This window comes from Amycolatopsis orientalis DSM 43388 (genome assembly GCF_000411975.1).
Classification (GTDB): domain Bacteria; phylum Actinomycetota; class Actinomycetes; order Mycobacteriales; family Pseudonocardiaceae; genus Amycolatopsis; species Amycolatopsis orientalis_D.
Window position 1 is genome coordinate 1 of sequence record NZ_ASXG01000076.1, and the last position, 23,176, is coordinate 23,176.

30 protein-coding genes are annotated in these 23,176 nt (G+C 70.9%); 12 read left to right on the forward strand and 18 right to left on the reverse strand.

Features of this window, described 5'->3' with window-relative positions; genetic code table 11:
- Together L942_RS13335 and L942_RS13340 are read right to left on the reverse strand one after the other, a co-directional pair.
- On the reverse strand, positions 1-1,215 hold a 1,215-nt coding region (locus L942_RS13335), incomplete at its 3' end, for a cbb3-type cytochrome c oxidase subunit I (protein ID WP_037359708.1).
- Positions 1,216-1,464: 249 nt separating this feature from the next.
- On the reverse strand, positions 1,465-2,328 hold the full coding sequence (locus tag L942_RS13340; protein WP_037359710.1) for a class I SAM-dependent methyltransferase: 864 nt from the start codon (positions 2,326-2,328) through the stop codon (positions 1,465-1,467).
- Positions 2,329-2,638: 310 nt separating this feature from the next.
- On the opposite strand from L942_RS13340, the gene L942_RS13345 reads away from it, so the two are divergent.
- Positions 2,639-2,842: a heavy-metal-associated domain-containing protein gene (locus tag L942_RS13345; protein ID WP_037359712.1), complete on the forward strand. Its 204-nt coding sequence runs from the start codon at positions 2,639-2,641 to the stop codon at positions 2,840-2,842.
- 194 nt (positions 2,843-3,036) lie between these two features.
- Here L942_RS13345 and L942_RS13350 read toward each other — a convergent pair whose 3' ends face one another.
- From L942_RS13350 to L942_RS44885, 5 genes are all read right to left on the reverse strand, one after another.
- Positions 3,037-3,726 carry a hypothetical protein gene (locus L942_RS13350; RefSeq protein WP_101437986.1) on the reverse strand — a complete coding sequence of 230 codons (690 nt, stop codon included), beginning with the start codon at positions 3,724-3,726 and terminating at the stop codon, positions 3,037-3,039.
- Positions 3,727-3,740: 14 nt separating this feature from the next.
- Complete coding sequence (locus L942_RS13355; RefSeq protein ID WP_037359713.1) at positions 3,741-4,520, reverse strand: cytochrome c biogenesis CcdA family protein; 780 nt, start codon at positions 4,518-4,520, stop codon at positions 3,741-3,743.
- The gene (locus L942_RS13360; protein ID WP_037359716.1) at positions 4,517-5,131 is read right to left on the reverse strand and encodes a TlpA disulfide reductase family protein; all 615 of its coding nucleotides are present in this window, start codon (positions 5,129-5,131) and stop codon (positions 4,517-4,519) included. The genes L942_RS13355 and L942_RS13360 overlap by 4 nt, the downstream gene beginning before the upstream one ends.
- Positions 5,132-5,179: 48 nt before the next feature.
- Complete coding sequence (locus L942_RS13365) at positions 5,180-5,503, reverse strand: DUF1707 SHOCT-like domain-containing protein (protein ID WP_037359719.1); 324 nt, start codon at positions 5,501-5,503, stop codon at positions 5,180-5,182.
- 106 nt (positions 5,504-5,609) lie between these two features.
- Positions 5,610-5,786, reverse strand: a complete 177-nt coding sequence (locus tag L942_RS44885; protein WP_167442019.1) for a hypothetical protein — start codon at positions 5,784-5,786, stop codon at positions 5,610-5,612.
- 120 nt (positions 5,787-5,906) lie between these two features.
- Between L942_RS44885 and L942_RS13370 the strand changes: the two genes are divergently transcribed.
- Complete coding sequence (locus L942_RS13370) at positions 5,907-6,347, forward strand: DUF2752 domain-containing protein (protein WP_158242501.1); 441 nt, start codon at positions 5,907-5,909, stop codon at positions 6,345-6,347.
- Here the strand turns inward: L942_RS13370 and L942_RS13375 are convergent.
- Positions 6,340-7,299 (reverse strand): M56 family metallopeptidase, encoded by a 960-nt coding sequence (locus L942_RS13375; protein ID WP_037359724.1) that lies wholly within the window; start codon positions 7,297-7,299, stop codon positions 6,340-6,342. The genes L942_RS13370 and L942_RS13375 overlap by 8 nt on opposite strands.
- On the reverse strand, positions 7,296-7,667 hold the full coding sequence (locus L942_RS13380; protein WP_081655048.1) for a BlaI/MecI/CopY family transcriptional regulator: 372 nt from the start codon (positions 7,665-7,667) through the stop codon (positions 7,296-7,298). Before L942_RS13380 ends, L942_RS13375 begins: the two co-directional genes overlap by 4 nt.
- A gap of 210 nt (positions 7,668-7,877) precedes the next feature.
- Here L942_RS13380 and L942_RS13385 point away from each other — a divergent pair, with 210 nt between their 5' ends.
- The 4 genes from L942_RS13385 to L942_RS13400 are packed head-to-tail and all read left to right on the forward strand — an operon-like array spanning position 7,878 to position 11,557.
- Entirely contained in the window at positions 7,878-8,762 is an 885-nt protein-coding gene (locus L942_RS13385) for a cytochrome c biogenesis CcdA family protein (RefSeq protein WP_037359733.1), read from the forward strand.
- A complete protein-coding gene (locus tag L942_RS13390) occupies positions 8,746-9,378 on the forward strand; it encodes a peroxiredoxin family protein (protein WP_051165921.1) in 633 nt (210 codons plus the stop codon). Before L942_RS13385 ends, L942_RS13390 begins: the two co-directional genes overlap by 17 nt.
- Complete coding sequence (locus L942_RS13395; protein ID WP_037359736.1) at positions 9,375-9,644, forward strand: glutaredoxin family protein; 270 nt, start codon at positions 9,375-9,377, stop codon at positions 9,642-9,644. The genes L942_RS13390 and L942_RS13395 overlap by 4 nt, the downstream gene beginning before the upstream one ends.
- On the forward strand, positions 9,641-11,557 hold the full coding sequence (locus L942_RS13400) for a copper resistance CopC/CopD family protein (RefSeq protein ID WP_081655050.1): 1,917 nt from the start codon (positions 9,641-9,643) through the stop codon (positions 11,555-11,557). The genes L942_RS13395 and L942_RS13400 overlap by 4 nt, the downstream gene beginning before the upstream one ends.
- Here L942_RS13400 and L942_RS13405 read toward each other — a convergent pair.
- Positions 11,545-12,138: a TetR/AcrR family transcriptional regulator gene (locus tag L942_RS13405; RefSeq protein WP_037359738.1), complete on the reverse strand. Its 594-nt coding sequence runs from the start codon at positions 12,136-12,138 to the stop codon at positions 11,545-11,547. The two genes, L942_RS13400 and L942_RS13405, sit on opposite strands and share 13 nt — an antisense overlap.
- Before the next feature lie 97 nt (positions 12,139-12,235).
- Between L942_RS13405 and L942_RS13410 the strand changes: the two genes are divergently transcribed.
- Entirely contained in the window at positions 12,236-12,853 is a 618-nt protein-coding gene (locus tag L942_RS13410; RefSeq protein WP_037359740.1) for a class I SAM-dependent methyltransferase, read from the forward strand.
- Between the two features lie 3 nt (positions 12,854-12,856).
- Positions 12,857-13,504, forward strand: a complete 648-nt coding sequence (locus tag L942_RS41975; protein WP_051165922.1) for a DUF2218 domain-containing protein — start codon at positions 12,857-12,859, stop codon at positions 13,502-13,504.
- Here L942_RS41975 and L942_RS13420 read toward each other — a convergent pair.
- From L942_RS13420 to L942_RS13430, 3 genes are all read right to left on the reverse strand, one after another.
- A complete protein-coding gene (locus L942_RS13420) occupies positions 13,433-14,389 on the reverse strand; it encodes a M56 family metallopeptidase (protein WP_037359743.1) in 957 nt (318 codons plus the stop codon). The two genes, L942_RS41975 and L942_RS13420, sit on opposite strands and share 72 nt — an antisense overlap.
- Positions 14,386-14,739 carry a BlaI/MecI/CopY family transcriptional regulator gene (locus tag L942_RS13425; protein WP_037359746.1) on the reverse strand — a complete coding sequence of 118 codons (354 nt, stop codon included), beginning with the start codon at positions 14,737-14,739 and terminating at the stop codon, positions 14,386-14,388. Before L942_RS13425 ends, L942_RS13420 begins: the two co-directional genes overlap by 4 nt.
- 560 nt (positions 14,740-15,299) lie before the next feature.
- Positions 15,300-15,854, reverse strand: coding sequence for a carboxymuconolactone decarboxylase family protein (locus tag L942_RS13430; protein WP_037359749.1), 555 nt, complete (start codon positions 15,852-15,854; stop codon positions 15,300-15,302).
- A gap of 58 nt (positions 15,855-15,912) precedes the next feature.
- Between L942_RS13430 and L942_RS13435 the strand changes: the two genes are divergently transcribed.
- From L942_RS13435 to L942_RS13450, 4 genes are read left to right on the forward strand one after another with little or no spacing between them, the layout of a single operon-like run.
- Positions 15,913-16,221: a metal-sensitive transcriptional regulator gene (locus L942_RS13435; protein ID WP_037359752.1), complete on the forward strand. Its 309-nt coding sequence runs from the start codon at positions 15,913-15,915 to the stop codon at positions 16,219-16,221.
- Between the two features lie 27 nt (positions 16,222-16,248).
- Complete coding sequence (locus tag L942_RS13440; RefSeq protein WP_037359755.1) at positions 16,249-16,455, forward strand: heavy-metal-associated domain-containing protein; 207 nt, start codon at positions 16,249-16,251, stop codon at positions 16,453-16,455.
- A 49-nt stretch (positions 16,456-16,504) separates the two neighbouring features.
- Positions 16,505-17,413, forward strand: coding sequence for a hypothetical protein (locus tag L942_RS13445; protein ID WP_037359758.1), 909 nt, complete (start codon positions 16,505-16,507; stop codon positions 17,411-17,413).
- Positions 17,410-19,662 carry a heavy metal translocating P-type ATPase gene (locus L942_RS13450; protein ID WP_037359760.1) on the forward strand — a complete coding sequence of 751 codons (2,253 nt, stop codon included), beginning with the start codon at positions 17,410-17,412 and terminating at the stop codon, positions 19,660-19,662. Before L942_RS13445 ends, L942_RS13450 begins: the two co-directional genes overlap by 4 nt.
- Positions 19,663-19,778: 116 nt before the next feature.
- Here the strand turns inward: L942_RS13450 and L942_RS13455 are convergent, their stop codons facing one another.
- The 5 genes from L942_RS13455 to L942_RS13475 all read right to left on the reverse strand — a co-directional run bounded on the left by L942_RS13455 (position 19,779) and on the right by L942_RS13475 (position 23,162).
- A complete protein-coding gene (locus L942_RS13455) occupies positions 19,779-20,048 on the reverse strand; it encodes a metal-sensitive transcriptional regulator (protein WP_037359763.1) in 270 nt (89 codons plus the stop codon).
- A 228-nt stretch (positions 20,049-20,276) separates the two neighbouring features.
- Positions 20,277-20,870 (reverse strand): mycothiol-dependent nitroreductase Rv2466c family protein, encoded by a 594-nt coding sequence (locus L942_RS13460; RefSeq protein ID WP_037359766.1) that lies wholly within the window; start codon positions 20,868-20,870, stop codon positions 20,277-20,279.
- Positions 20,867-21,271, reverse strand: coding sequence for a DUF302 domain-containing protein (locus L942_RS13465; RefSeq protein ID WP_037359769.1), 405 nt, complete (start codon positions 21,269-21,271; stop codon positions 20,867-20,869). The genes L942_RS13460 and L942_RS13465 overlap by 4 nt, the downstream gene beginning before the upstream one ends.
- 587 nt (positions 21,272-21,858) lie before the next feature.
- Positions 21,859-22,803: a M56 family metallopeptidase gene (locus tag L942_RS13470; protein ID WP_037359772.1), complete on the reverse strand. Its 945-nt coding sequence runs from the start codon at positions 22,801-22,803 to the stop codon at positions 21,859-21,861.
- Entirely contained in the window at positions 22,800-23,162 is a 363-nt protein-coding gene (locus tag L942_RS13475; RefSeq protein ID WP_037359775.1) for a BlaI/MecI/CopY family transcriptional regulator, read from the reverse strand. Before L942_RS13475 ends, L942_RS13470 begins: the two co-directional genes overlap by 4 nt.
- Between the last annotated feature and the right edge of the window lie 14 nt (positions 23,163-23,176).

Consider the following 23,176-nt stretch of genomic DNA (forward strand, 5'->3'; position numbering starts at 1 on the left):
GAACACGATCGTGCCGTAGAGGACGTAGTGGAAGTGCGCCACCACGAAGTAGCTGTCCGACACCTGGAAATCCAGTGCCGGGGCGGCCAGCAGAACTCCCGAAAGGCCGCCGAAAAGGAAGGTCACCATGAAGCCCATGCAAAAGATCATCGGCGTCTCGAACGTCAGCTGGCCTTTCCACATCGTGCCGATCCAGTTGAAGAACTTCACGCCGGTCGGGACCGCGATGAGGAACGTCATGAAGGAAAAGAAGGGGAGGAGCACGGCTCCGGTGGCGTACATGTGGTGCGCCCACACCGCCACCGACAGGGCGGCGATGGACAGCGTCGCGAAGACGAGCCCCTTGTAGCCGAAGACCGGCTTGCGGCTGAACACGGGAATGATCTCGGAGACGATCCCGAAGAACGGCAGCGCGAGGATATAGACCTCCGGGTGGCCGAAGAACCAGAACAGGTGCTGCCACAGGATCACCCCGCCGTTGGCCGCGTCGAACACGTGGGCGCCGAGCTGACGATCGGCGAGCAGGCCGAACAGGGCCGCGGTGAGGATGGGGAACGCGATCAGGATCAGGATGCTCGTGATCAGGATGTTCCAGGTGAAGATCGGCATCCGGTACATCGTCATGCCCGGCGCGCGCAGGCAGACCACCGTGGTGACCATGTTGACGCCGCCGAGAATCGTGCCAAGGCCGGAGATCAGGAGCCCGGTGATCCACAGGTCGGCGCCGGCTCCCGGCGAGTGGATGGCGTCCGACAGCGGGGTGTAGGCGAACCAGCCGAAGTCGGCCGCGCCTCCGGGGGTGACGAATCCCGACACGACCAGCAGGCTGCCGAACAGGTAGAGCCAGTACGACAGCGCGTTGAGCCGCGGGAACGCCACGTCCGGCGAACCGATCTGCAGCGGCAGGATGAAGTTCGCGAACCCGAACACGCTGGGCGTCGCGTACAGCAGCAGCATGATCGTGCCGTGCATGGTGAACATCTGGTTGTACTGCTCCTGCGACAGGAACTGCTGCCCGGGCTGGGCCAGCTCCGTGCGCATCAGCATCGCCAGCGCGCCGCCGATCATGAAGAAGCCGAACGAGGTGACCAGGTACATCACCCCGATCTGCTTGTGATCCGTCGTCCGGAACAACCGCAGGAGGAGCGACCCGCTGGCCGGCGGAGGGGAGGCCGGCGACGGCCGGATCGCGGCCGGGCTGGGGGTGACGACCATGGACGACTCCGTTCGGCTTGTCCGCGCCGCGCAAGGAACCTCGGCACTGTCTACTATCGCAGATAGTACATTCGCGGCCGATCGGTGCACTCGGAGGTTGTCTCGCACGGCGCGACAAGGTCGGCGACGGGGCGCCGTCGCTGTACTCCGCAAAACGGTGTCGTGAACTTTCGTGCGGCGGACCGCGGTCAGGAGTGCCGGGAAGCAGGTGGACCGCGGCGGCACGGGGTTTGCGCGGGAAGTGTGCTGTCAGTTCGGGTCGGGCGCTCGCCGTGCGGCGACGAGATAGCCGGTGCCGAGCCAGCCGCGGCGGCTCCGGCTCGCGGTGGTCTCCGGATGGCTGCGCCACCGCCGGGTCCATCGCCGGGCGACCTTGTCGAACGGCGGCACCAAGGCGGTGAGGTCGTAGAACACGACGTCCTCGGGGCGCAGTCGCGCGGTGCGCAAGGCCACGCTGAGCCGGCGGGAGGTCAAGGCGCGGATTCCGGATCTGCGCACGCCGTGGCGCCGCTCGGGCCGGATGCCCAGCAGTCGCTCGACTCGGCCCAGCAGGCGTAGTGCCGGCCAGTAGAGGAACCATTCGAAGGCGCGATAAGGGCTCAGCGGGTTGAGCATCGTCACCACGACCAGCCCGCCGGGCCGGGCCACCCGGGCGATCTCGTCCAGCGCGCGGCGCACGTCGACGTACTCGAGGACCCCGGTCGCGAGGACAACGTCGAAGCTCCCGTCCGGGAACGGCAGATCTTCGATGCGTGCCACCGAGAGGCGCAGATCGCGGCGTTGCCCGGTCTGCCGGCCGACGGCATCGATCATGGCCGGGGACCGGTCGCAGGCGGTGATCCGGAAGTCGCCCGGCCGCGCGTCGAGCAGGTGACGGACCAGCATGCCCGGCCCGCAGCCGACATCCAGGAGATCGCCGCCGCGGCATTGTCCGAGCACCTCGTCGACGACATGGAGACGCGAGCGGAAGTACCGGGCAGGCGGGCCCCACCCATCGTGCGAGGCGGCATATCCGGACACCAAGGCGGTATCGGCATAGTGTGCCCCGACGCGATCGTCGCGTGCGTCGTGCCTGGGTTGCCTGGCCTGGCCGCTGGTGCCGCCGAGTGCCATCCTTGCCTCCGTGGTCCGGTTGTCTGGTCGCGAGTGGCCACTACGACGGTTAAGACTATTTGGGATAGTAGATCGTTACAGCGATATCGCTGAATGCCGGGAATGCGCGGATATTCCTTGGTGTCCGCCGGTCGCGGCCGGGCGTCAGCGGAGGCTGGGCGGCAGCGTCGGCTCGATCGTCGACGGTGTCGTGCGTTTCGATTTTGGCTGTCGCGCGGAGATCCTGACGTGTGTACCCTACGGGGGTAATGTAATGCGGTGCGGCGGAACGGTCCGCCGCACCGCATCGGCCAAAGGGAAGGATCCAAGGATGGCGACCACTGTCTTCACGGTGAAGGGCATGACGTGCTCGGGTTGCTCGGCAAAGGTGACGTCTGCGGTTCAGGGCGTCGAGGGCGTGTCGGAGGTCGCCACCGACGTCTCCAGCGGAGAGCTGACCGTGGTGAGCGACGGGCCTGTCGACGCTGCCGTGGTGCGGTCCGCGGTGGCTGAGGCGGGATACGAAGTGGCCTGAGCCGTGGCAACAGGTTCAGGCGGCCGGGTGCGCGTGCGGCAGGGGAGACCCGTGACGGCGTCAGGTTCGAGCCGGATGCGGCAGGCGCTCGCCTCGGACGCTGTCCGCGCTGTGCTGGTCTGCCTGCTGGGCTGTGCGGTGCGCGCACTCAGGAGCAACGTCGAGGGCTCGGCCGCGCGATGCGGTCGCGCGGCTCACTCGCCCGACGGGAAGTCGTAGCGCGACGGCACGTTTTCGCCGGGGCGCGGGCTGCCGTAGAGCACGGCGACCTCGTCGTGGGCGGTGAAGGTGACGGCGGCGGGGTTTCCGTTCTGCTGCTTGCCGTTGACGAACACGCGCACCGTTTTGCCGTTGCCGGCGCGGAGGCCGCCGATGTTGTCCGCGGACAGGCTGAGGTCCCATTCGCTGAACAGTTCGCCGAGGCTGAACCGGCGGGCGACCGGTGATTCGATGTGCACGACGCCGCTGGGGTCGTGCGTGTGCAGCGGGCTGATGCTGGCCCGGTTCTGGTCGATGCCCAGCATCGCCGGCACTTGTGCCGGCCGGCCGTCGACGAGAACGTCGAGATGGGCGTGGATGTGCTCGACGGCGCCTTCTTCGGTGAGCATCGGCAGGCCCGCCGCGCGCGCCGCGGCGGTCGCGTCGGCGGGGGCCGGCCACGGCGGCGAGGTGGCGCGGCCCGCCGCGGTGGTGGCCGGCGGATGGTTCAAGCTGGCAGCCGCCGTGTCGCCCTGGCCGGTTTTGGCCGTGTTCGTCACCGTGACGATGACGACGACCAGCAGTGCGACGACGAGCAGGATGCCGCCGATCAACAAGGGTGTGCTGCGCCCTTGGCCTTTTCGCGCTTGCGTCACGGAATTGCGGGCGGACTTCTTGGCGGTCACGGGTGCTCCTGTGGTCAGAGGGGAACGGAGAATCCGGCGATCGGGCCGCGCAGCCAGGCGATGATCTCGCCCCAGAGGCCGGTGACCAGTGCGATGCCGACGAGGAGGAGAAGCGCGCCGCCGGCCTGCTGGACGCGGCGGATGTGGCGGCGCACCCACGCGGTCGCGTGGACTGCCCAGCGGGCGCCGAGCGCGAGCAGGACGAACGGCAGGCCGAGCCCGACGCAGTAGGCGGTGATCAGCAGCAGGCCGCGGCCGGTGGTCGGCCCGGCTTCGGTTCCGCTGGCGAGCGCGATGACGCCGGCCAGCGTCGGGCCGAGGCACGGCGTCCAGCCCAGGCCGTACACCGCGCCCAGCAGCGGGGCGCCCCAGATTCCGTCGCGCGGCTTGTGCCGGAGCTTCATCCCGCGCTGCAGCGGCGGGAACAGCCCGAGGAAGACCAGGCCCATGGCGATGGTGACGACGCCGCCGAGCCGTTGCAGCATCTCCTCGTTGGCCAGCAACGCATCCGACACTCCGAGCACCGCCATGGTGGTCGCGGCGAACACGACGGTGAACCCCAGGACGAACAGCAGTGCCGCGCCGGCGACCCGCCACCGCCCGGTGGCGGGCGGCAAGTTCCCGTCCGGCCCGGCCGGCGATGGTTCGGTGCCGACGAGGCCGGCGAGATAGCCGAGATACCCGGGCACCAGCGGCAAGCAGCACGGCGACGCGAAGGACACCGCACCGGCGGCCAGGGCGAGGAGCGAGGCCAGGAACAGCGGGCCGGAGACGGCCAGGTCGGTGAGGTTCACGCGCCCGGACCTCCGGACGCGGGTTCGGCGGCCAGCCGCTGGACGACGGGCCGGAGATCGGTGTCCAGCAGAGAAGTGAGGAAGACCGCGGCGACGCGGTGGCGGCGATCGAGCACGATGGTGGACGGCACGACGTTGCGCGGGTATCCCTTCAGCGCCAGCAGCGACCGGCCCGGCGGGTCGTAGATCGACGGGTAGGCGACGTGCCGGTCGCGGACGAAGTCCTGTGGCGCGGTGCGCGGCTCGTCGCGTACGTCGATGCCGAGGAACTGGACGCCGGATGCTTCGGTCTCGTTGTAGACCTGTTGCAGGTGCGGCATTTCCGCACGGCACGGCCCGCACCAGGAGCCCCAGATGTTCAGGACGACCACGTTGCCCGGATATCCGGAGACGCGGAGCTGTTTTCCCGGATCGGCCAGATCGTCCCCGGCCAGTTCCGGGCTGGTGCCGCGGGTCTGCGGCGGGTCGTAGAAGATCGAGGTCCGGCCGCCGGGGGAGACGAACTCGAACGTGCTGCCCCGCGCCACCGCGTCCTTGCCGGCGCTGCACGCGGTGAGCAGCGCCAGTCCGGCGACGGCAAGCGCATGCTTGCGACTGCGCGTTGCGCGCATCGACCCACCTCCTACGTATCTACTCCGTAGGTTAGTAGGTGAGGCGGGTCACGGATGCATCGGGCCCATGTTGCCCATCATCGACCCCATGAGGACGACTGCGAGCACGCCTAACGCGATGAGAACGACAATGGCGACGAGTGCGACGATCAGGACGGTGTTCGGCTTGCGCGCGGTCGAACGAGGCGGCGACGGGCGGGGCAGGTCGCTGGTCAGTGCGGCCAGTTCGCCGGCTGTCTTCGCCTCGTGCGCGCGGGCGGCGCGTTCGGAGAACTCGTCCATGGAGAGGCGGCCCGCGGCGACCTGATGGCTCAGGCGTTCCACGGTCTCCTCTCGGTCTGCGTCAGACGCGCGGATTTTCGGGTCCGCCATTTGTCACGTCCTATCCGGTGATTGCGGCGCAGATGCGGCCGTATGCAGGAAAAGTAGGTCGCGGTGACGGAGCACACGGCAAACAATGCTGCGAGCCAGACCGGCATCAGCGGCCGGTGTGGGCGCGTTCGGCTTTGAGCTGGTCGATTTCCGCTCGCAGCTGCTCGACCTGGTGCGTGCCGTCGTCGCGGTCCTTGTGCTGGCCGCGCGACATCATCCACATCATGAAGCCCATCCCGACCGGGCAAGCCAGTGCTGCGATGCCCAGGAACAGTGACTGCATGAGAACCTCCAGGGCTCGGATCTACGTACTTCGATAGTAGACGATGGTGCGGCCGGGTGCACACCCGTCGATTACGGTGGAATGACAACGGTTTCACGCCTGTCGTGCCATAGTCGGCGGATGGCTACCCGAGTCGAGTGGAGCGTCCGCGACTCGCATCGCCCATGGACGCTCTGCGCTGTCGTGGCGAGTGCCGCGGCGGTCGGCTTGCGCGTAGCGGGGCTTCCGCCAGTCGACGTCCACGGCCCGTTGCACTACCTCGGCGTCATGGACCCGTTGTGCGGCGGGACGCGGGCGGCGTTTCTTCTGCTGTCCGGCGATGCTGCCGGGGCCGCGCGGTACAACCCGATTGTGTTCCCGCTCGCGGCGATCGCGGCCGGTCTGCTGGTTCGCGCGGGAATCGGGGTCGCCTGCCGGCGGTGGCTGGAGATCCGGCTGCCGGCCGGCTGGCGACGAGCGCTGCTGGCCGCGCTCGCGGTGGCGGTCGCGCTTCTGTGGATTCGCCAGCAGGCCGAGGCTGATTTGCTCACGCGCGCTTGGGCGGGCGCAGGGGTCAGCTGAACGACAAGTCGCACACGCCGAGGCCGCTGGCCGCCAGCAGTCCGGTCAGGACGGGACCCGCGGCGGCGGCGAGCGTGACGAGCGTGAGCACGAGGCGGGACTGCCACTGCGCGCGCGGTGCCGCGGGGAGGGTGAGGCGTTCGGCCCGGGCCAGTACGTTCGCGCCGGTGGCGCCCAAGACTCCGGTGGGGAGCGGAGGCTGGCCGGTGAGGGCCAGCAGGCCGTCCAGGAGCGCGTCCGGCCCGTGCCTGCGCACGGCCGCGTCGTCGGCGCACATCTCCAGCGTCCGGGCGACTTCGGCGGCGCCGATCGTGAACAGAGCGGCCCACGGCAGGATCGCCGCCAGGCCGCGGGTGAACGCGAGGATCTGGTGGTGCCGTCCGTCCAGGTGGGCGTGCTCGTGGGCCAGGACGGCGGCGAGGTTCTGCCGGTCGAGGACGTCGAGCGCCGAGCTGGTGACGACGATGGTGCCCGGGCGGCCGGCGACGCAGTAGGCGGCCCGCTCGGTGGCGTCCAGGACGACCGCGTCCACGCCCTCGACCCGGTGGCCGACGATGCGAGCGGCGGAGGCGTGCTCGTGCGTGCGGGCGCGCGCCGTGTGCAGGGCGCGTCCGAGACGGCAGGCCAGCGCGACGAGAGCGGCCGCGGCCGCCGTGGCCAGTGCGATGAGCCCGGCCTGCAGGAATATGCCGTAGCGGCCGGTGGCCACTGCCTGTACGGCGGCGAAACACGTGCTGGCCAGCTGGGCGGGGCGTCCCCAGTCGCCGACGGCCTCGACGGCGAGCGACGCGGCGGCGGCCGCCCACGAGCCCACCACGCTGACCATGACCACCAGCCATGCCAGCACGCTGACCCGGGGAGCGGTTCCGCGGCGGGTCAGCCTGCGCAGGGGGCGGGGCACGAGCACCGCGACGGTGAAGCTGTAGAGCAGGAGGCAGGCGGCGACGCTCATCGGGTGCCTCGCGTCCGCTTCAGCCGCCGCAGCACCTGGCCCAGTTCGGTCGACTCCTGGTCGGTGAGCTGTTCGACCAGGTGTGTGAGCACGGCACCGGGGTCGCCTCCCGCGTCGAGTGCGTCCCGCATCAACCGGGCGCTGTACTCGTCCCGGCTCAAGGTGGCCCAGTAGACGAACGCCTTTCCCCGCCGTTCGCGGGACAGCCAGCCTTTGCCGTGCAGATTGTCCATTGTGGACATAACGGTGGTGTAGGCGATTTCCCGCTCGTGCAGCAGATCCTCGAAGACGGCGCGGACCGTCATCGTTCCGCCGCGGCGCCAGACGCGGTCCATGATCACCGCTTCCAGATCCCCGAATCCGCGCACCCGGCCTCCTCCGCCTTCGTCTCCGGCAATGCCAGGTACTCAGGCTGCGAGGTCTGGTCCCGCCCAGGCACATGACCTGGGCGGCTGCACCCGCAGCGCGCTTGAAGTTCCTGGCATTGGTCTCTCCAGGGTAGCGGGGGCCGCTGCGCGGACCTCACGCCAGCTACGTACTATCTCCGTACGTAGATCGTAGGAGACCGGGAGGCGGCCGTGGGCGAGGTGCTGTTCGGCTCGACGCTGCTCGCGTCGTTCCTCGGCGGCGTAGTAGCGCTGCTCGCGCCCTGCTGCGTGTCGGTCATGCTGCCCGCCTACCTGGCGACCGGGTTCCGGCACCGGGGCGGAGTGGTCCCCGCGACCCTGGTGTTCGGCGCGGGCGTCGCGACGGTCATCCTGCCGATCGGGCTGGGCGCGACGTTCCTGAGCAGCCTGTTGCTCACCCGGCACGTCTGGATCTTCTCGATCGGCGGCGCGCTGATGATCGCCGGCGGGCTCGCGACGCTGGCGGGCTGGAAGCCGCGGCTGCCGATGCCTGGCGGCCGCGCGGTGCGCGAAGGCAGCTTCGGCTCGGCGTACGTGCTCGGTGCCTTCTCCGGTGCGGCCAGCGCCTGCTGCGCGCCGGTGCTGGCCGGGGTGGCGGTGCTGTCCGGCGCGGCCGCGTCGTTCCCGGCGGCGCTGGCGATCGGCGCGTCCTACGTCGCGGGCATGGTGGTGCCGCTGGCGGTCGTGGCGTTGCTGTGGGACAAGCGCCGGGAACACGCGACGCGGCTGCTCACCGACCGCAAGGTGCGCCTGCGGCGTCGAGAGATCGCGCTCGGCACGCTGGTCAGCGGGGCGTTGATGATGCTCATGGGCGTCCTCGCGGCGGTCCTCGCGTTCACCGGGCCGGGCATGAGCGGCGGGTGGCAGGTCGAACTGTCCGCCTGGCTGCAGCACCTGAGCAGCGTCGCGGCCGGCCGGCTGTCCTGGCTTCCCGGATGGGGCCTCGCGGCGCTGCTCGCACTCGGCTTCGCGCTGCTCGTCCGCCGGGTCCTGCGAACGAGATCCGCCGACCGTACTCGACCTTCCGAGGAGAATTCCCGTGAGCAGCAGCGTTAAGACCCGGCGGGCGACGATCATCAGCGTGGCGGCGGCCGCGGTGGTCGCAGTCGTCGTGTTGTTCGTCGTCTACCAGAACTCGCAGAGCAGCAGTTCCGACGCCATCGGCGGCTCCGGGTACCAGCACGTTTCAGGTGCGCCCGGAGCCGGGACGGCGGCACCCGCGTTCACCCTCGCGTCCGACCGCGGCGCCCGGATCAGCCTGGCGGACTTCCGCGGCAAAACCGTGCTGCTGTACTTCCAGGAAGGGCTGTCCTGCCAGCCGTGCTGGGACCAGATCAAAGACCTCGAACAGAACCAGGCCGCGCTCAAGGCGGCGGGCGTCGACAGCGTCGTTTCCATCACCACCGACCCGGCGGAACTCATCGGGCGGAAGGCCTCCGACGAGAAGCTGGCCACTCCGGTGCTGTCCGATCCGGACCTGCGGGTGTCGCGGGCGTACAACGCCAACAAGTACGGCATGATGGGCGAAATGCGCGACGGCCACAGCTTCGTGCTGGTCGGCCCGGACGGCACGATCCGCTGGCGCGCGGACTACGGCGGCGCGCCGGACTACACGATGTTCCTGCCGACCGGGAAAATGCTCACCGACCTGAAGGCGGAGCGCGCCTCGTGACCGACCGGTTCGACATCACCCTGCTGACCCAGGACGACTGCGCCTTCTGCACCGTTGCCCGAGAGGTGCTCGACCGGGTCGGCCGGGAATTCCCGTTGCAGGTCAAAGAGATCCCTCTCGCGACCGACGAAGGCCGCGCACTTGCCACAACGGCGGGCGTCCTGTTCGCGCCGGGAGTCTTGATCGACGGGGAAGCTTTCTCCTACGGTCGGCTGTCGGAGCGGAAACTGCGGCGTGCGCTGGAAAAGCGCCGGATGGACGCATGACCGCCGCTCGCTCCGCACGGCGCGCGGCCGCGCGGGCAGCGGTGCTGCTGGTGCTCTCGTTCGGCACGTTGCTCGCTGCCGTGACCCCGGCCAGCGCGCATCCGACACTGCTGTTCACCGATCCGGCCCCGGACACCGCCGTGCCCACGGCGCCGACTCTGCTCACCTTGGCGTTCAACGAACCCGTGACCGTCGGCCAGCGGGCCGTCACCCTCCTCGACGGCGCAGGCCGGGAGGTCCCGCTCGGTGCGCCGACGCTCGCGCGCGGCGGGCAGAACGTCAGCGCGCGCCCGGCCGGGCCCCTCGCGCCCGGTGCTTACAGCGTGCGCTGGCGGGTCACCGGCTCCGACGGCGACCAGGTCGAGGAGGAATTCCGATTCGCGATCGGCACCGCGGTCACCGGGTCGGGGACGAGCGGCGGCAGCTCGATCTCCTGGCTCGAAGCCGCGCTTCGCTGGTTGCTGTTCGCCGGAGTGGCCGTCGCGCTCGGCGGACTCGTCGGCGAACGATTCGCCGCATCGGCGCGCGCGGAGAATCCGGCGTTGCGCGCGCCGAGGTCTCAGCTGGCGCCCGGGACGCTCGTCGCGCTCGCCGGGGCTGCCGGACTTGTGGCGGTATTGCTCGCCGGAGCCGGGGCGGAGGCGTGGCGCAGCCGGATCGGGCTGTTGCTGCTCGTGGAATCGGCCGGGCTGGTCCTCGCGCTCGTGCTCGGAACTGTCGCGAGTGGACGGTTCCGCCGGGCGAGCGCGCTGCCGCTGCTGGCCGTGGTGGTCGCCGACGGCCTCCGGTCGCACGCGAACCAGGCGATCCCCGGCTGGGGTGCGGCGCTGACCGCCGTGCACTTGGCCGCGGTCGCGGTCTGGGCCGGCACGTTGGTGTACGTGGTGCGGACGGCGTTCGCGTGGCGTACGCGGCGGCCTGCGGTCCGATGGGTGCTGGCCGGATACTTGCGGCTCGCGGGATGGGTGTTCGCCGCGGTGGTCGCGACGGGCGCGCTGAGCGCCGTGGTCCTGATTCCGCTGTCGGACCTCTTCGACACTGCCTACGGCCGGGTCCTGCTGGTCAAGCTCGGTCTCGTCGCGGTCGCCGCCGGAGCCGCGCTGGCCGGCCGGTCCGCGGCGCGCGGGAACCGGCTCGGCGGCGTACGCGCGGTGGCCCGGGTCGAGGCTGTCGTGCTGATCGGCGTGCTCGCGGCGAGCGCGGTCCTGGTCTCCACTCCGCCCGCCGGGTCCCAGCAGTCCGGCCCTCCGCCGGCGAGCGGCCTGGTCGTGCCGCTCGGTGCCCTGGCCGGGCAGATCGGGGTGAGCGCCGCGGCCAGCGACGGCCAGCTCGTCGTGCGCCTGAGCACGCCGCGACGCGGCGACTACTACAGTCCTCAAGCGGCGCAGGACTTCTCGCTCTCCGGCCGGCTCAGCGCCGGCGACTCCGATCTGTCCTTCCGCGGCTGCGGGGAAGGCTGCTTCGTGTCCACTGTGGACTGGAGAGCCGAGGACAACGTCCTGACGCTGAATGCCGGCGCGGCCGGATGGCACGGCGGCGTGGTCAGCCTGATCGTGCCCTGGCCCGCCCGTCCCGGGAACGGCGACCTTTCCCGCGCGGTCGAGAAGCTGCGGTCGGCGGAGAAACTGACGGTCTACGAATCCGTCACGAGCGACACGTCCGCGGCCGCCCCGCCGCCGCAGCGGCTGGACCTGACCGGGTCGTTCTTCGCCGCGCAGGAGCCCTACGCCTCCGGGGTCGCGCCGCTCGCCGCCCGGATCTCCCCGGACGGCCGCCCGGTGCGGCTGGCGCTCGGCTATCCGGCGGCCTCCACCGACGTGGTCCTCGCTCTCGACGGGCAGGGCCGGATCAGCGAGGAAACGCTGTCCGACGACACCCATCTGATCCACCGGCGGTTCGTCTATCCCGGCTGACGCAGCCCGGCGAGGGTGACGGCGACCAGCCGCTCCGCCGCGGCCTTCGACGGCAGGCCGCCGGCGGCGGTGAGCGCGTGGAGGCAGTACGTCGCCAGCTCCGCGGGGTCGACATCGCCGCGGACGTCGCCCGCTGCCGCCGCGTCGGCGAGCAGCTCCCGGAACAGCTCGTGCAGATGCTGCTGGGCGCGGGCGACGTGCTCGTCGGGGTGCAGCAGCGCCGCGAGCTCGGCGCCGTAGGGCTCGTCGTGGTGGTGCTGCACCCGCTCCTGGTGGATGAGGGCGTACGCGAGCAGCACTCGCTCCAGGCGGACCTCCGGCTCCGCCGGTTCGTCCCGGATCGCGACCAGGCGCGCGAAGTGCGCGTCGATCTGCCGCTCGTGCCAGGCGGACAGGATGGCTCCGACGTGGGGGAAGTACTTGTACAGGGTCGCCCGGCCGATGCCCGCCTTCTCGGCGATCTGCGACATCGTCACCGACGCGGCACCGTGCGCGGCGACCAGCGCGGCCGCGGTGTTCAGCGCCGCGTCCCGGACCGCCTGCCGGTGCGCCTCGATCGTGTCGTTCCACAGCTTGGGCACCCCGCGAGAATACACAATGCCAAGGACGAGGCAGAGTGCATTGACAGAGACACTGTGTATCGATAAAACTGGCGGTCTCCTCGAGAAGGGCACGTCGATGACCGGTTCGATTCATCCGCAGTCGCACTCGCCGAGCAGCCCGGACCAGCTCTACGCGTGCAGGCCGCCCTGGGACATCGGCCGGCCGCAGCCGGCGTTTCGCCAGCTCGCCGACGCCGGGGACATCCGGGGCCGGGTCCTCGATGTCGGTTGCGGGACCGGTGAGCACGTGCTGATGGCTGCTTCGCTCGGCCTGGACGCCACGGGGGTCGACCTGGCTGAGACGGCGCTCCGCGCGGCCAAGGAGAAGGCCCGCGCCCGTAGCCTGACGGCCGAGTTCCGCCTCCACGACGCACGCCGTCTCGGCGACCTCGGCCGAACGTTCGACACGGTGCGCGATTGCGGGCTGTTCCACATCTTCGGTGCCGACGACCGCGCCGTCTTCGCCGAGAGTCTTCGCGCCGCGGTGGAACCGGGCGGGCGGTACTTCATGCTGTGCTTCAGCGACCGGGAAACCCGGGGCGACTGGTCGCACGTGCATCGGGTGCGCCGCGACGAGATCGTCGCCGCCTTCGCCGACGGCTGGCGGATCGACGCGATCGAACCGGCCGTCATCGAGATCATTCCCGATCCGGACGGCATTCATGCCTGGCTGTCCGCGCTGACGAGGAGCTGACCGATGCCGGTGTCCGAAGCCCGCATCCGGACCTCGCGTGCGAGCCGGTACCTCGTCCAGCTCTGCCGGCACGCCGAAGCGATGGGCGGGAAGGCGCGTGCACTGCACGGCCGCGGGGTGCGGCCCGAGGTCGGTGCCGTCGAATGGACCGACACGTCCGGGAAGATCGAGTTCAGCTGGGGGCGGTGCACTCTGCGCGCGACCGACGACACGTTGATCGTCCGGCTCGACATCGACGACGAAGACCGGCTGCGCGCGGCCGAAAAAGTCCTTGCCGCCACCCTCGAACGGTTCGGACGGCGGGACGGCCTGCACGTCGGCTGGGACCGCGTCGGCACCGTCGGTCCCGTGTCCGCGAACCCCGGACGCCCGCGGAAACGGCGGACCGCCGTGGCTCTCGCTGTCGCAGTCGTGCTGGCGGTGGCCGCGCACCTGGTGGTCGGCGGGCTCGCGCTGGCGTCCTGGGCATGGACGAGTGTGCTCGCCGACGTCGTGCTGGGCCTGGTCGTCCTGAAGATCGTCGTGGTGGCGGTGCTGTCCCGGCACCGGCTCCGCAACGGCCACGCGCGTCTGCGGGCCCTATACCCCCGACAGCGGGCACGCCGCGACCGCGACGCCGAACAGCAGCGTCGCACCCATCAACACGGGTAGCGAGGTCGCCGCCGTCGCGGCGAAACCGCAGGAAAACGCCTGGCGCAGCCGGCCGGGCGGTGCGATGCCCGCGTCCAGCCGCGCGAGCCGGACGGCCACGCCGTCGCGTGCCATCGCCAGAGACCCGTCCGGCGCACCGTGCCCGGCGACGGCGAGCAATGCCGCGCGCACCGCTTCGGCGCCGTGGCTGCGGACGGCGGCCGCGTCTGCGGTCAGCTCGACCAGTTCGCGGACGGCGCACGGAGCGCGGCGGAACAAGGGAACGAACGGCAGTCCCTGGCCCATCGCCTCGACCCAGCCGATCAGGAGATGGTGCCGGCCGCGGAGATGCGCTTTCTCGTGGGTCAACACGGCGGCCACTTCGCGGGCAGGCAGCTGCCGACGCAGTCCTTCGGTGGCGACGATGACGCCGCGGCCGTGGGCCACGCTGAACGCCAGCGGCCGGTCGTGCTCCAGCCACCAGGTCGCCGGTGCACCGCCTTCGCGGCGTGCCGCGATCCGCAGCAGCCCCAGGTGCTCGCGCCGCGTCCGGGCCCTCCGGCGGGCCATGCGGAGTCCGATCACTGCGAACCGGACAGCGAGAGCAACCAGCAGCAGGGCACCGGCCAGCCCCACGAGTTCCTCGGCCCGCGGAGACGTGCCGTGCGAGATCGCCGCCAGACAGCCGTGGACGGCGGCCACCACGCTCGTCCCGGTGCCGTGGCCGGGAAACAGCAGCAGCGCGATGCCGGACACCGCAGCCGCCAGCACGCCCGCAGTGGCCAGGAGCCACGCGGTGAGCAGGGCGGACGGATCGGTGCGGGTCAGATCAGCGCGGCCGAGCAGCCCGGGAATGGTGCGGCCCGCGAGGAACGCGCCCAGCAGCAACGCGAAGGCGGCCGTCATCGGGGCGGTCGCAGACCCTGCCGGAGCGCCTGGGACTCCTCGGCCGACGCGGAGCGGGCGAAGTGCAGCAGCACCGCCGCCGGGTCGCCGGACTCGTCGAGGACCTCGCGCAGGGACCGCGCGGCGGCGTCCGCGCGGCTGACCGACGGCCGGTAGAGATACGCTTTGCCGACGCGTTCGCGGACCGCCCACTCCTTGCGGTGCAGGTTGTCCAGCACGGTCATCACCGTGGTGTAGGCGAGATCCTTGCCGGTGTCGAGCCGGTCGAGCACGTCGCGCACCTTCACCGGGCCGTCGGCGTCCCACAGGACGTCCATCACCGCCCGCTCCAGCTCACCGAGACCGCGCACCGGACCTCCACGGGCAGCTCGCCACTCACTACTACCAACACTAGTATAGCTGGCCGGTTCCGCGGTCAACGGCCGCCGCCGTGCGGCCGGCGGCGCCCCTGCCGTCACGCGCCCCAATGCCAGGGACTCAGGCCGCGCAGCCCATGCCCGCCGACCGTCCACAAAGGACGTCAGTGCTGTCGGATGCCTGATCTATGACCATGTGGCCGGGTCTTGAGGTCCGTGAGGGGAACCCTGAGGGAATCAGATTCCCTCAGGGTGGCCCTCACGGACGCCTGGCCCCGCCCAGATCCTCCGACCTGGGCAAACCGCACCCGCAGCGCCGCCTTAAGTCCCCAGCATTGGTCACGCGCCCGCCCGAGTCAAAAGACGGGAGAAGTCCGTGAAGGACTCCTTGAGGGAACCAGATTCCCTCAAGGAGTCCTTCACGGACGTCCGCATCGCGCACCGGGCCCGTCCGCGAATCCGGCCGCGACGGGAGCGGTCCAGGCTCTCTTTTCCGCGCCTCCCCGCGGTCTGTGGCCGGGCCTGCTCGTCTTCGGCACCGATGCGGTTTAGTCTTACTGTGGGTAGTAGATGTGCTCCTGCGGCTCTTCGGCCGCAGCCGGTTCGAGTCCGGCGACGAGGTTGAAGGCGCCCGTGAGGTGGTTGAGCGACACCAGTCCGACCACGTCGGCGAGCGTGCGGTCGGTCCAGCCGTGCGCGCGCAGATCGGCGACGTCCTCGTCCGAGATCGAGGCTGGTTCGGCGAGCACGCGCACCGCGTAGGTGAGCAGCGCCGCCTCGCGGGCGTCGGGCGAGGTGGCTTGCCGGGCGAGGGCGATGTCCGCTTCGGACACTCCGGCGGCGCGCGCCGCCTCGGTGTGCGCGGCGAGGCACAGTGCGCAGCCGAGCCATTCCTGGACGGCGAGGGAGATCTTTTCGCTGAGCGCCCGGGGGAGTTTGACCCGTTTGATCGCCCGGGAGAGTTCGAGGTAACCCTGCAGCAGCGCGGGCGAGTGCGCCATCGTCGCGACCATCGCCCCGGGCTCGCCGGTGCGCGCGGTGATCTCGTCGAGCAGTTGCCGGGATTTCTCCGGTGCGGCGGACCTGTCGGGCGGCGTGAGGCGGGTCATGCGGGCTCCTGTCGTCGGGTGCGTTGACTACGGTACCCCCCTAGGGTATAAATGTGCCATGAGCGAGTCACCCGCGGCCGCCGGGCCCCACGGCTACAGCGAAGACAAAGAGGACTATCTCAAGCGGCTGCGCCGGATCGAGGGCCAGATCCGGGGGCTGCAGCGGATGGTCGAGGACGACAAGTACTGCATCGACATCCTGACTCAGGTGTCGGCGGCCACGAAGGCGTTGCAGGCGGTGTCGCTCGGGCTGATGGACGAGCATCTGCACCACTGTGTCGCCGAGGCGATCGCCGAGGGCGGCGCGGCTGCCGATGACAAGATCCGCGAGGCGAGCGACGCCATCGCCCGTCTCGTCCGTTCCTGAAAACCGTTGTCCCAGAAGGAGAATACCGTGAGCGAGCAGACCTACACCGTGACCGGCATGACCTGCGAGCACTGCGTGCGTTCGGTCACCGAGGAGGTCAGCGAGATCGAGGGCGTCACCGATGTCGCTGTCGACCTGCCGACCGGCAAGGTGACTGTGCGCGCAGTCAAGGACATCGACGTCGCGGACGTCCGCGGCGCGGTCGAAGAAGCCGGTTACCAGCTGACCGCCTGAGCGGCGGCTCTCGCGACTGCGGGCCAAGCCCGCGGTGAGGACTGAGGACATGAACACAGCAGCGAAGCTCTCCGCCTACGGTGTGGCGCTTGCTCTGGTCGCCGGCGGCGGCTGGGGCATCGGCACCGCTGTCGGTCCCTTCTCCGGCGCGGCCGGGGTGCACGGCGGCGAGGACGCCGGGCACGGGGACGCTCACAGCGGCACCGTCGCGGAGGCCGCGAACACCGACCAGCCCGGCGGGCTGGCGTCGTCCAGGGGCGGTTACACCCTCACGCCCACCAGCACGACGCTCACCCCCGGCACGACCAGCCCCTTCGCGTTCCGGATCACCGGGCCCGGCGGCGCGGCGGTGACCGCGTTCGACGTCGAGCACGAAAAACGCATGCACTTCATCGTGGTGCGCCGCGATACCACCGGATACCAGCACCTCCACCCGCAGCTCGGCGCGGACGGCGCCTGGACGGTGCCGCTGTCGGTCAAGGAGGCGGGCAGCTATCGGGCATTCGCCGACTTCACCCCGGCCGGCGGGACCGGGACGACGCTCGGCGTGGATCTGGTCGCTCCCGGCGACTTCCGGCCGGTGGCGCATCCCGAATCGAGACTGGCCACTGTGGACGGCTACCAGGTCCGGCTGACCGGAGACCTGGTTCCCGGCCGCGCGTCGAAGGTGACCGCGACGGTCACGCGCAACGGCGCGGAGGTCGTCGACCTGCAGCCCTATCTGGGCGCGTACGGCCATCTGGTGGCGTTGCGGCAGGGCGATCTCGCGTATCTGCACGTCCACCCGGACGGCGCCCCCGGCGACGGGAAGACCGCGGCCGGGCCGGCGGTGACCTTCTTCGCCGAAGTCCCGTCGGCAGGCGGCTACCGGTTGTTCCTGGACTTCCGGCACGGCGGCGCCGTGCACACCGCGGAGTTCACCGTCAGCACCACGGCACAGGGAGGGAACGGGTCATGACCGCCGAAGTGGAGAACCAGCCCGCGACCGGCGAGGTCGAGCTGGCCATCACCGGGATGACGTGCGCGTCGTGCGCGATGCGGATCGAGCGGAAACTGAACAAACTCGACGGGGTCACCGCGACCGTCAATTACGCGACGGAGAAGGCGAAGGTCGTCTACTCCGGCGACGTGGCGCCGGAGCGGCTGGTCGAGCAGGTCGAGGCGGCCGGTTACGGCGCGACCGTGCCCAATGCGGAGAAGGCTGCGAGCGAAGAAGGCGCCGAGGAAGAGGACGCCACCCGCCCGTTGCGGCAGCGGCTGATCGTTTCGACGGTGCTGTCGGTGCCGGTGATCCTGCTCGCGATGGTGCCGGCGTTGCAGTTCACCTATTGGCAGTGGATCTCGCTGGTGCTGGCCGCGCCGGTGATCGTGTGGGGCGCGTTGCCGTTCCACCGTGCCGCGTGGGCGAATCTGCGCCACGGCGCGGCCACCATGGACACGCTGATCTCGATGGGGACCATCGCGGCGTTCCTGTGGTCGCTCTACGCGCTGTTGTTCGGCACCGCCGGGGTGCCGGGCATGACGCACGCGTTCGAGCTGACGGTCCAGCGGATGTCCGGCGACGGCAACATCTACCTCGAGGTCGCGGCCGGGGTGACGACGTTCATTCTCGCCGGCCGCTATTTCGAGGCGAAGTCGAAGCGGCGCGCCGGTGCCGCGCTGCGGGCGCTGCTGGAACTCGGCGCGAAGGACGTCGCGGTGCTGAGGGACGGCCGGGAGCAGCGGATCCCGGTCGAGCAGCTGCGAGTCGGCGACTTGTTCGTCGTGCGGCCGGGGGAGAAGGTCGCCACCGACGGCGTGATCGAGGACGGCAGCTCGGCGGTCGACGCGAGCATGCTGACCGGCGAGAGCGTCCCGGTCGAGGTGGGTCCTGGCGACCCGGTGGTCGGGGCCACGGTGAACGCCGGGGGACGGCTGGTCGTGCGGGCCACCCGGATCGGCTCGGACACCCAGCTCGCCCAGATGGCGAAGCTGGTCGAGGACGCGCAAACCGGCAAGGCGCAGGTGCAGCGGCTGGCGGACCGGGTCTCGGCGGTGTTCGTGCCGATCGTGATCGCGCTCGCCGCCGGGACCTTGGCCTTCTGGCTCGGCGCCGGGGACACCGCTTCGGCGGCGTTCACCGCGGCGGTGGCGGTGCTGATCATCGCCTGCCCGTGCGCGCTGGGCCTGGCGACGCCGACCGCGCTGCTGGTCGGCACCGGCCGCGGCGCGCAGCTCGGGATCCTGATCAAGGGCCCGGAGGTGCTGGAGTCGACGCGGCGGGTGGACACCGTGGTGCTGGACAAGACCGGCACGGTCACCAGCGGGCAGATGGCGCTGGTCGAGGTGCACACCGCGGACGGCGTCGAACCTGACGACGTGCTGCGGCTGGCCGGCGCCCTGGAGGACGCTTCCGAGCATCCGATCGCGAAGGCGATCGCCCGGGGCGCCCGGGAGAAGGTCGGCGAGCTGCCCGCGGTCGAGGACTTCGCCAACGTGGAAGGCCTTGGCGTGCAAGGCGTCGTGGCCGGGGCGGCGGTGCTCGTCGGCCGCACGGCGCTGCTGGCGGAGTGGAGCCAGCACCTGCCCGCCGACCTGGTTTCGGCCAAGGCCGAGGCCGAGCGGCACGGCCGGACCGCGGTCGCGGTCGGATGGGACGGGAAGGCCAGGGCGGTGCTGGTCGTCGCGGACACGGTCAAGCCCACCTCGGCCGAGGCGATCGCCCGCTTGCGGGAGCTCGGCCTGACCCCGGTGCTGCTCACCGGCGACAACGAGGCGGTCGCCCGCTCGGTGGCCGCGGAGGTCGACATCGAGGAGGTCATCGCCGAGGTTCTGCCGAAGGACAAGGTCGACGTCGTCCGGCGGCTGCAGGGCGAGGGCAAGGTCGTGGCGATGGTCGGAGACGGCGTGAACGACGCCGCGGCACTGGCTCAGGCCGACCTGGGCCTGGCCATGGGCACCGGCACCGACGCCGCGATCGAGGCGGCCGACCTCACGCTGGTCCGCGGCGACCTGCGGGCTGCGGTCGACGCGATCCGGTTGTCGCGGCGCACGTTGCAGACGATCAAGGGCAACCTGTTCTGGGCCTTCGCCTACAACGTGGCGGCGCTGCCGCTGGCCGCGGCGGGACTGCTGAACCCGATGATCGCGGGCGCGGCGATGGCGTTCAGCTCGGTGTTCGTGGTGAGCAACAGCCTCCGCCTGCGCGGATTCCGGGCGGTCGGCTGAGCGCAGCGCCCCGGGACTCGCTCCCGTAGTTGTCCGTGAAGGACTCCTTGAGGGAATCAGATTCCCTCAAGGAGTCCTTCACGGACTTTTCGCGACGGGGGCCGCAGCGGACGGCGTCAGGCGAGGGTGAGGAACAGTTTCTCGAGCTGTTCCGCGGTCATCTCGGCCTCGTCGCCGTTGCCGTCGGCGGTGACGCAGTGGCGCAGGCCGCTGGCGATGATTTTGAAGCCGGCCCGGTCGAGGGCACGGGAGACGGCGGCGAGCTGGGTGACGACGTCCTTGCAGTCGCGGCCGTCGTCGATCATCGCGATGACGCCGGCGAGCTGGCCCTGCGCGCGGCGGAGCCGGTTGCGCACTTGGGTGACGGTGTCCTGGTCGCCGATCATGGGGTCCCCTCCCTGGCTGGTTTCACGAAGGCTCACAATACCCCGGCGGGTATATTCCTGGTCAGGAGCCGCGCTTGCGCCACGGCCACGAACGCGGCGGGCGCGGTGGCGAAGGGTGGCCGGGACACCACTGCGCGGCCGGCACGGCGGCTTTGACCTGGCCGACGTGCCGGCCGCAGCCGGCCCAGGTGGTTTTGCCGCAGGTGCGGCACGAGACGGGACGGCACATCAGACCGGTTGTCCCGCCGGCATGGCCGGGGCGCCGCGCCGCGGACGGCGGAGTTCGGCGAATCCGGGGACAGCCGAGGCAGTGCGCAGGGCGTCGAGCAGGGCCTGCCCTTCTGCCGGGGCGGGCAGTTCGGTCAGCACCGGGCCGAAGAAAGCCCGGCCGCCGATCGCGGTGATCGGGCTGCCCGCGGTGTCGCCGAGGGCGTCTTGGCTCGCCTGGTGCGCGGCTCGCACCGCCGGGTCCAGATCGGCGCAATCCGCTTTGGCCGCAAGGTCTTCCGGCAAGCCGACAGCGGTCAGCGCGGTGCGGAGCAGCGCGTTGTCCACCGGCAGCCGCTGCTCGTGGATCCGGCGGCCGAGCGCGACGTGGAACCGGGCGGCGGCGGACCGGTCCTCGATCGCCGCGAGGACGCGGCCGGCGCGCAGCGAATCCTCGATCCGCCGGCGATGCGCCTCGGCCACCTCGGTTCCTTCGTTGAGCACCGCGAGACTCATCGGCCGCATCGGGAACTCCGTCCGCGTGCCGTCGAGCCAGCGGTACGCCAGCCAGGCGAACGGGCAGACCGGATCCCCGTAGAGCACCACGTCGTTCATGCCAGCTCCCGGTCCACGGCGTTCAACGCGGATTCCAGCAGTTCGGCGGCCTCCCCGGCGACTTCGGAGACTCCGGCCGCCGGCGCGACTTCGGCCATGACCGCGGGATTGATCGCCTCGACGACCGTCTCGCCGGCGCCGTTCTCGCGGACGACCACGTTGCAGGGCAGCAGCAATCCGATCTCCCGGGTCGCCTCCAGCGCCCGGTGGGCGAGCGCGGGATTGCAGGCGCCGAGGATGGTGTAGCGCTCCATCCGCTCATCCAGCTTCTCGCGCAGGGTCGCTTGCACGTCGATCTCGGTCAGCACCCCGAACCCCGCTGCGGCCAGCGCGGCCCGCGTCCGCGCCATCACTTCGTCGAAGCCCGCGCCTCGGTAGGTGCGGGACAAACCCAGTTTCACGATTGCTCCTTCCGTTCGGCAGATACCCGGTGGGGTATTGGGCATGCCCCCTAGGGTATCAGTCGACCCGGTGTGGCGCCGAGCGCGAGCACGGTGAGCTGTGTTCAGGCTCGGCGATCGCGGCACGCTGGGACGGCAGGAACCGACGTGGGCAGAGGCCAAGCAGGGGAAGGACTGCCGCTGTCGCGCGGGAGACGTTCGGGCGATCAGGAGCAATGCCAGGAACTTACTAATCCGGCCAAAAGTAGGCCGACCCCGACCGCGGCACGTAACCGTTGCTACGAAAGCCATTCGGCCGTGGCTGTGGTCGGATTAGTAATGATCGGCACAGTAAGGCTGTGCTGCGGACGCGCTTCCGGCGTGTTCCCAGGCTCAGCTGGCTCGATCCGGTCGAGCGCACGTCGCTGTGGGCCCCGGACCCGGGACCACAACCTGGCCTCATGGTGGCAAAGCGGGCATTCCGGCACTGTTGGCGTCCTTTGTGGACTGTCAGTAGGCCGAGATCTCGGAGCCTTAAGTTCCTGGCATGGGCGATCAGGAGCGGAGCGGCGAAGCGGATCGTCCCCGGGACGCGGCAGCAGCCTTGGTCACGAGCAGGACACCAGGCCGGTGAGCACCACCAGTGCGCCCGCGACCAGTGCCGGGGCCAGCAACGCGGTGAGCCCGCCGGTCACGGCGGCGAGGCGGGCGGCCGCCCGGTTGGTGCGGGCCGGTCGTTCCCGGAGCCGGTCGAGCCGGATGGCGGTGTCGCCGCCGGCCATGGCGAGCGCTCGCCATGGCCCGCCGCCGGCGCGGATCGAAAGCAGCGCGGAGCACAACGGCCCGGTGCCGCACTGGGCAGCCGCGGCGTGGTCGGCCGACAGTTCGACGAGCAGCCGCACGGCGGCGGGCAGTTCCCGCATCAGCGGGACGAACCGCACAGTGCGGCCGAGAATGTCCGCGCACGCGGTAAGCAGGTGATGATGGCCGCGGACATGGGCCCGCTCGTGGGCCAGGACGGCGTCGAGTTCCGGTACCGAAAGCCGGGCGGCGAGCCCTTCGCTGGCGACGATCATCGCGCGCCGCCCGCCGAGGCTGTAGGCGACCGGCTCGTCGTGCGGCAGCCACAGCGTCGGCACGGACCGGGAGCCGGCCGAGCCGCACAACCGCAGGGCGGCCAGGTGGCGGCGGTACTGGCGATTGCGGCTCCGGCGCCGCCCGGCCGAGGCCACCGCCAGCCGGACGGCTCCGGCGAGGGCGAAGGCTCCCGCGCTCGCGCCGACGACCGGGTCCAGCAGCGGCACTTCGCCGTGGCTGAGCGCGGCCCAGCAGTCGTGCAGCGCCCGCAGCACCGCGTCGGCCGGGCCGTGCCCGGGCAGCACGAGCAGCAGCACTCCCGCGACAGCGCCCGCCAGGACCCCGGCGGCGCTCAGCAGCCACCAGGCGATCGCGGTGCCGGGAGAGATCCGGCCTGCGGCCAGCCTGCTCAGCGGGCGTGGCGACCACCAGCCCACGAACACGGCCCCGAGCAGGAGCGCCGCCGCGACGATCACCGCTTCCGCGACTTCCGGCGCAGCGCCCGGCGGAGGATGTCCGACTCCTCCTCGGACGCCGTCTGGACGAAGTGCAGCAGGACCGATTCCCGGTCCTCGGTGGAGTCCAGCAGATCGCGCACCGTCTGCGCGGTCGCCTCCTCGCGGGAGGCGGTCGCCTGGTAGTGGTACGCGCGGTTCCGCATCTCGCGCTCGACCCAGCCCTTGCGGTGCAGGTTGTCCAGCACCGTCATCACCGTGGTGTACGCGAGATCGCGGTGCTGGTTGAGCTCGTCGAGCACTTCCCGGACCCGCATGGGTTCCGCCGCGTTCCAGAGCACGTCCATCACCGACGCCTCGAGCTCGCCCAGTTTCAGCATGGCACCTCCGGGGA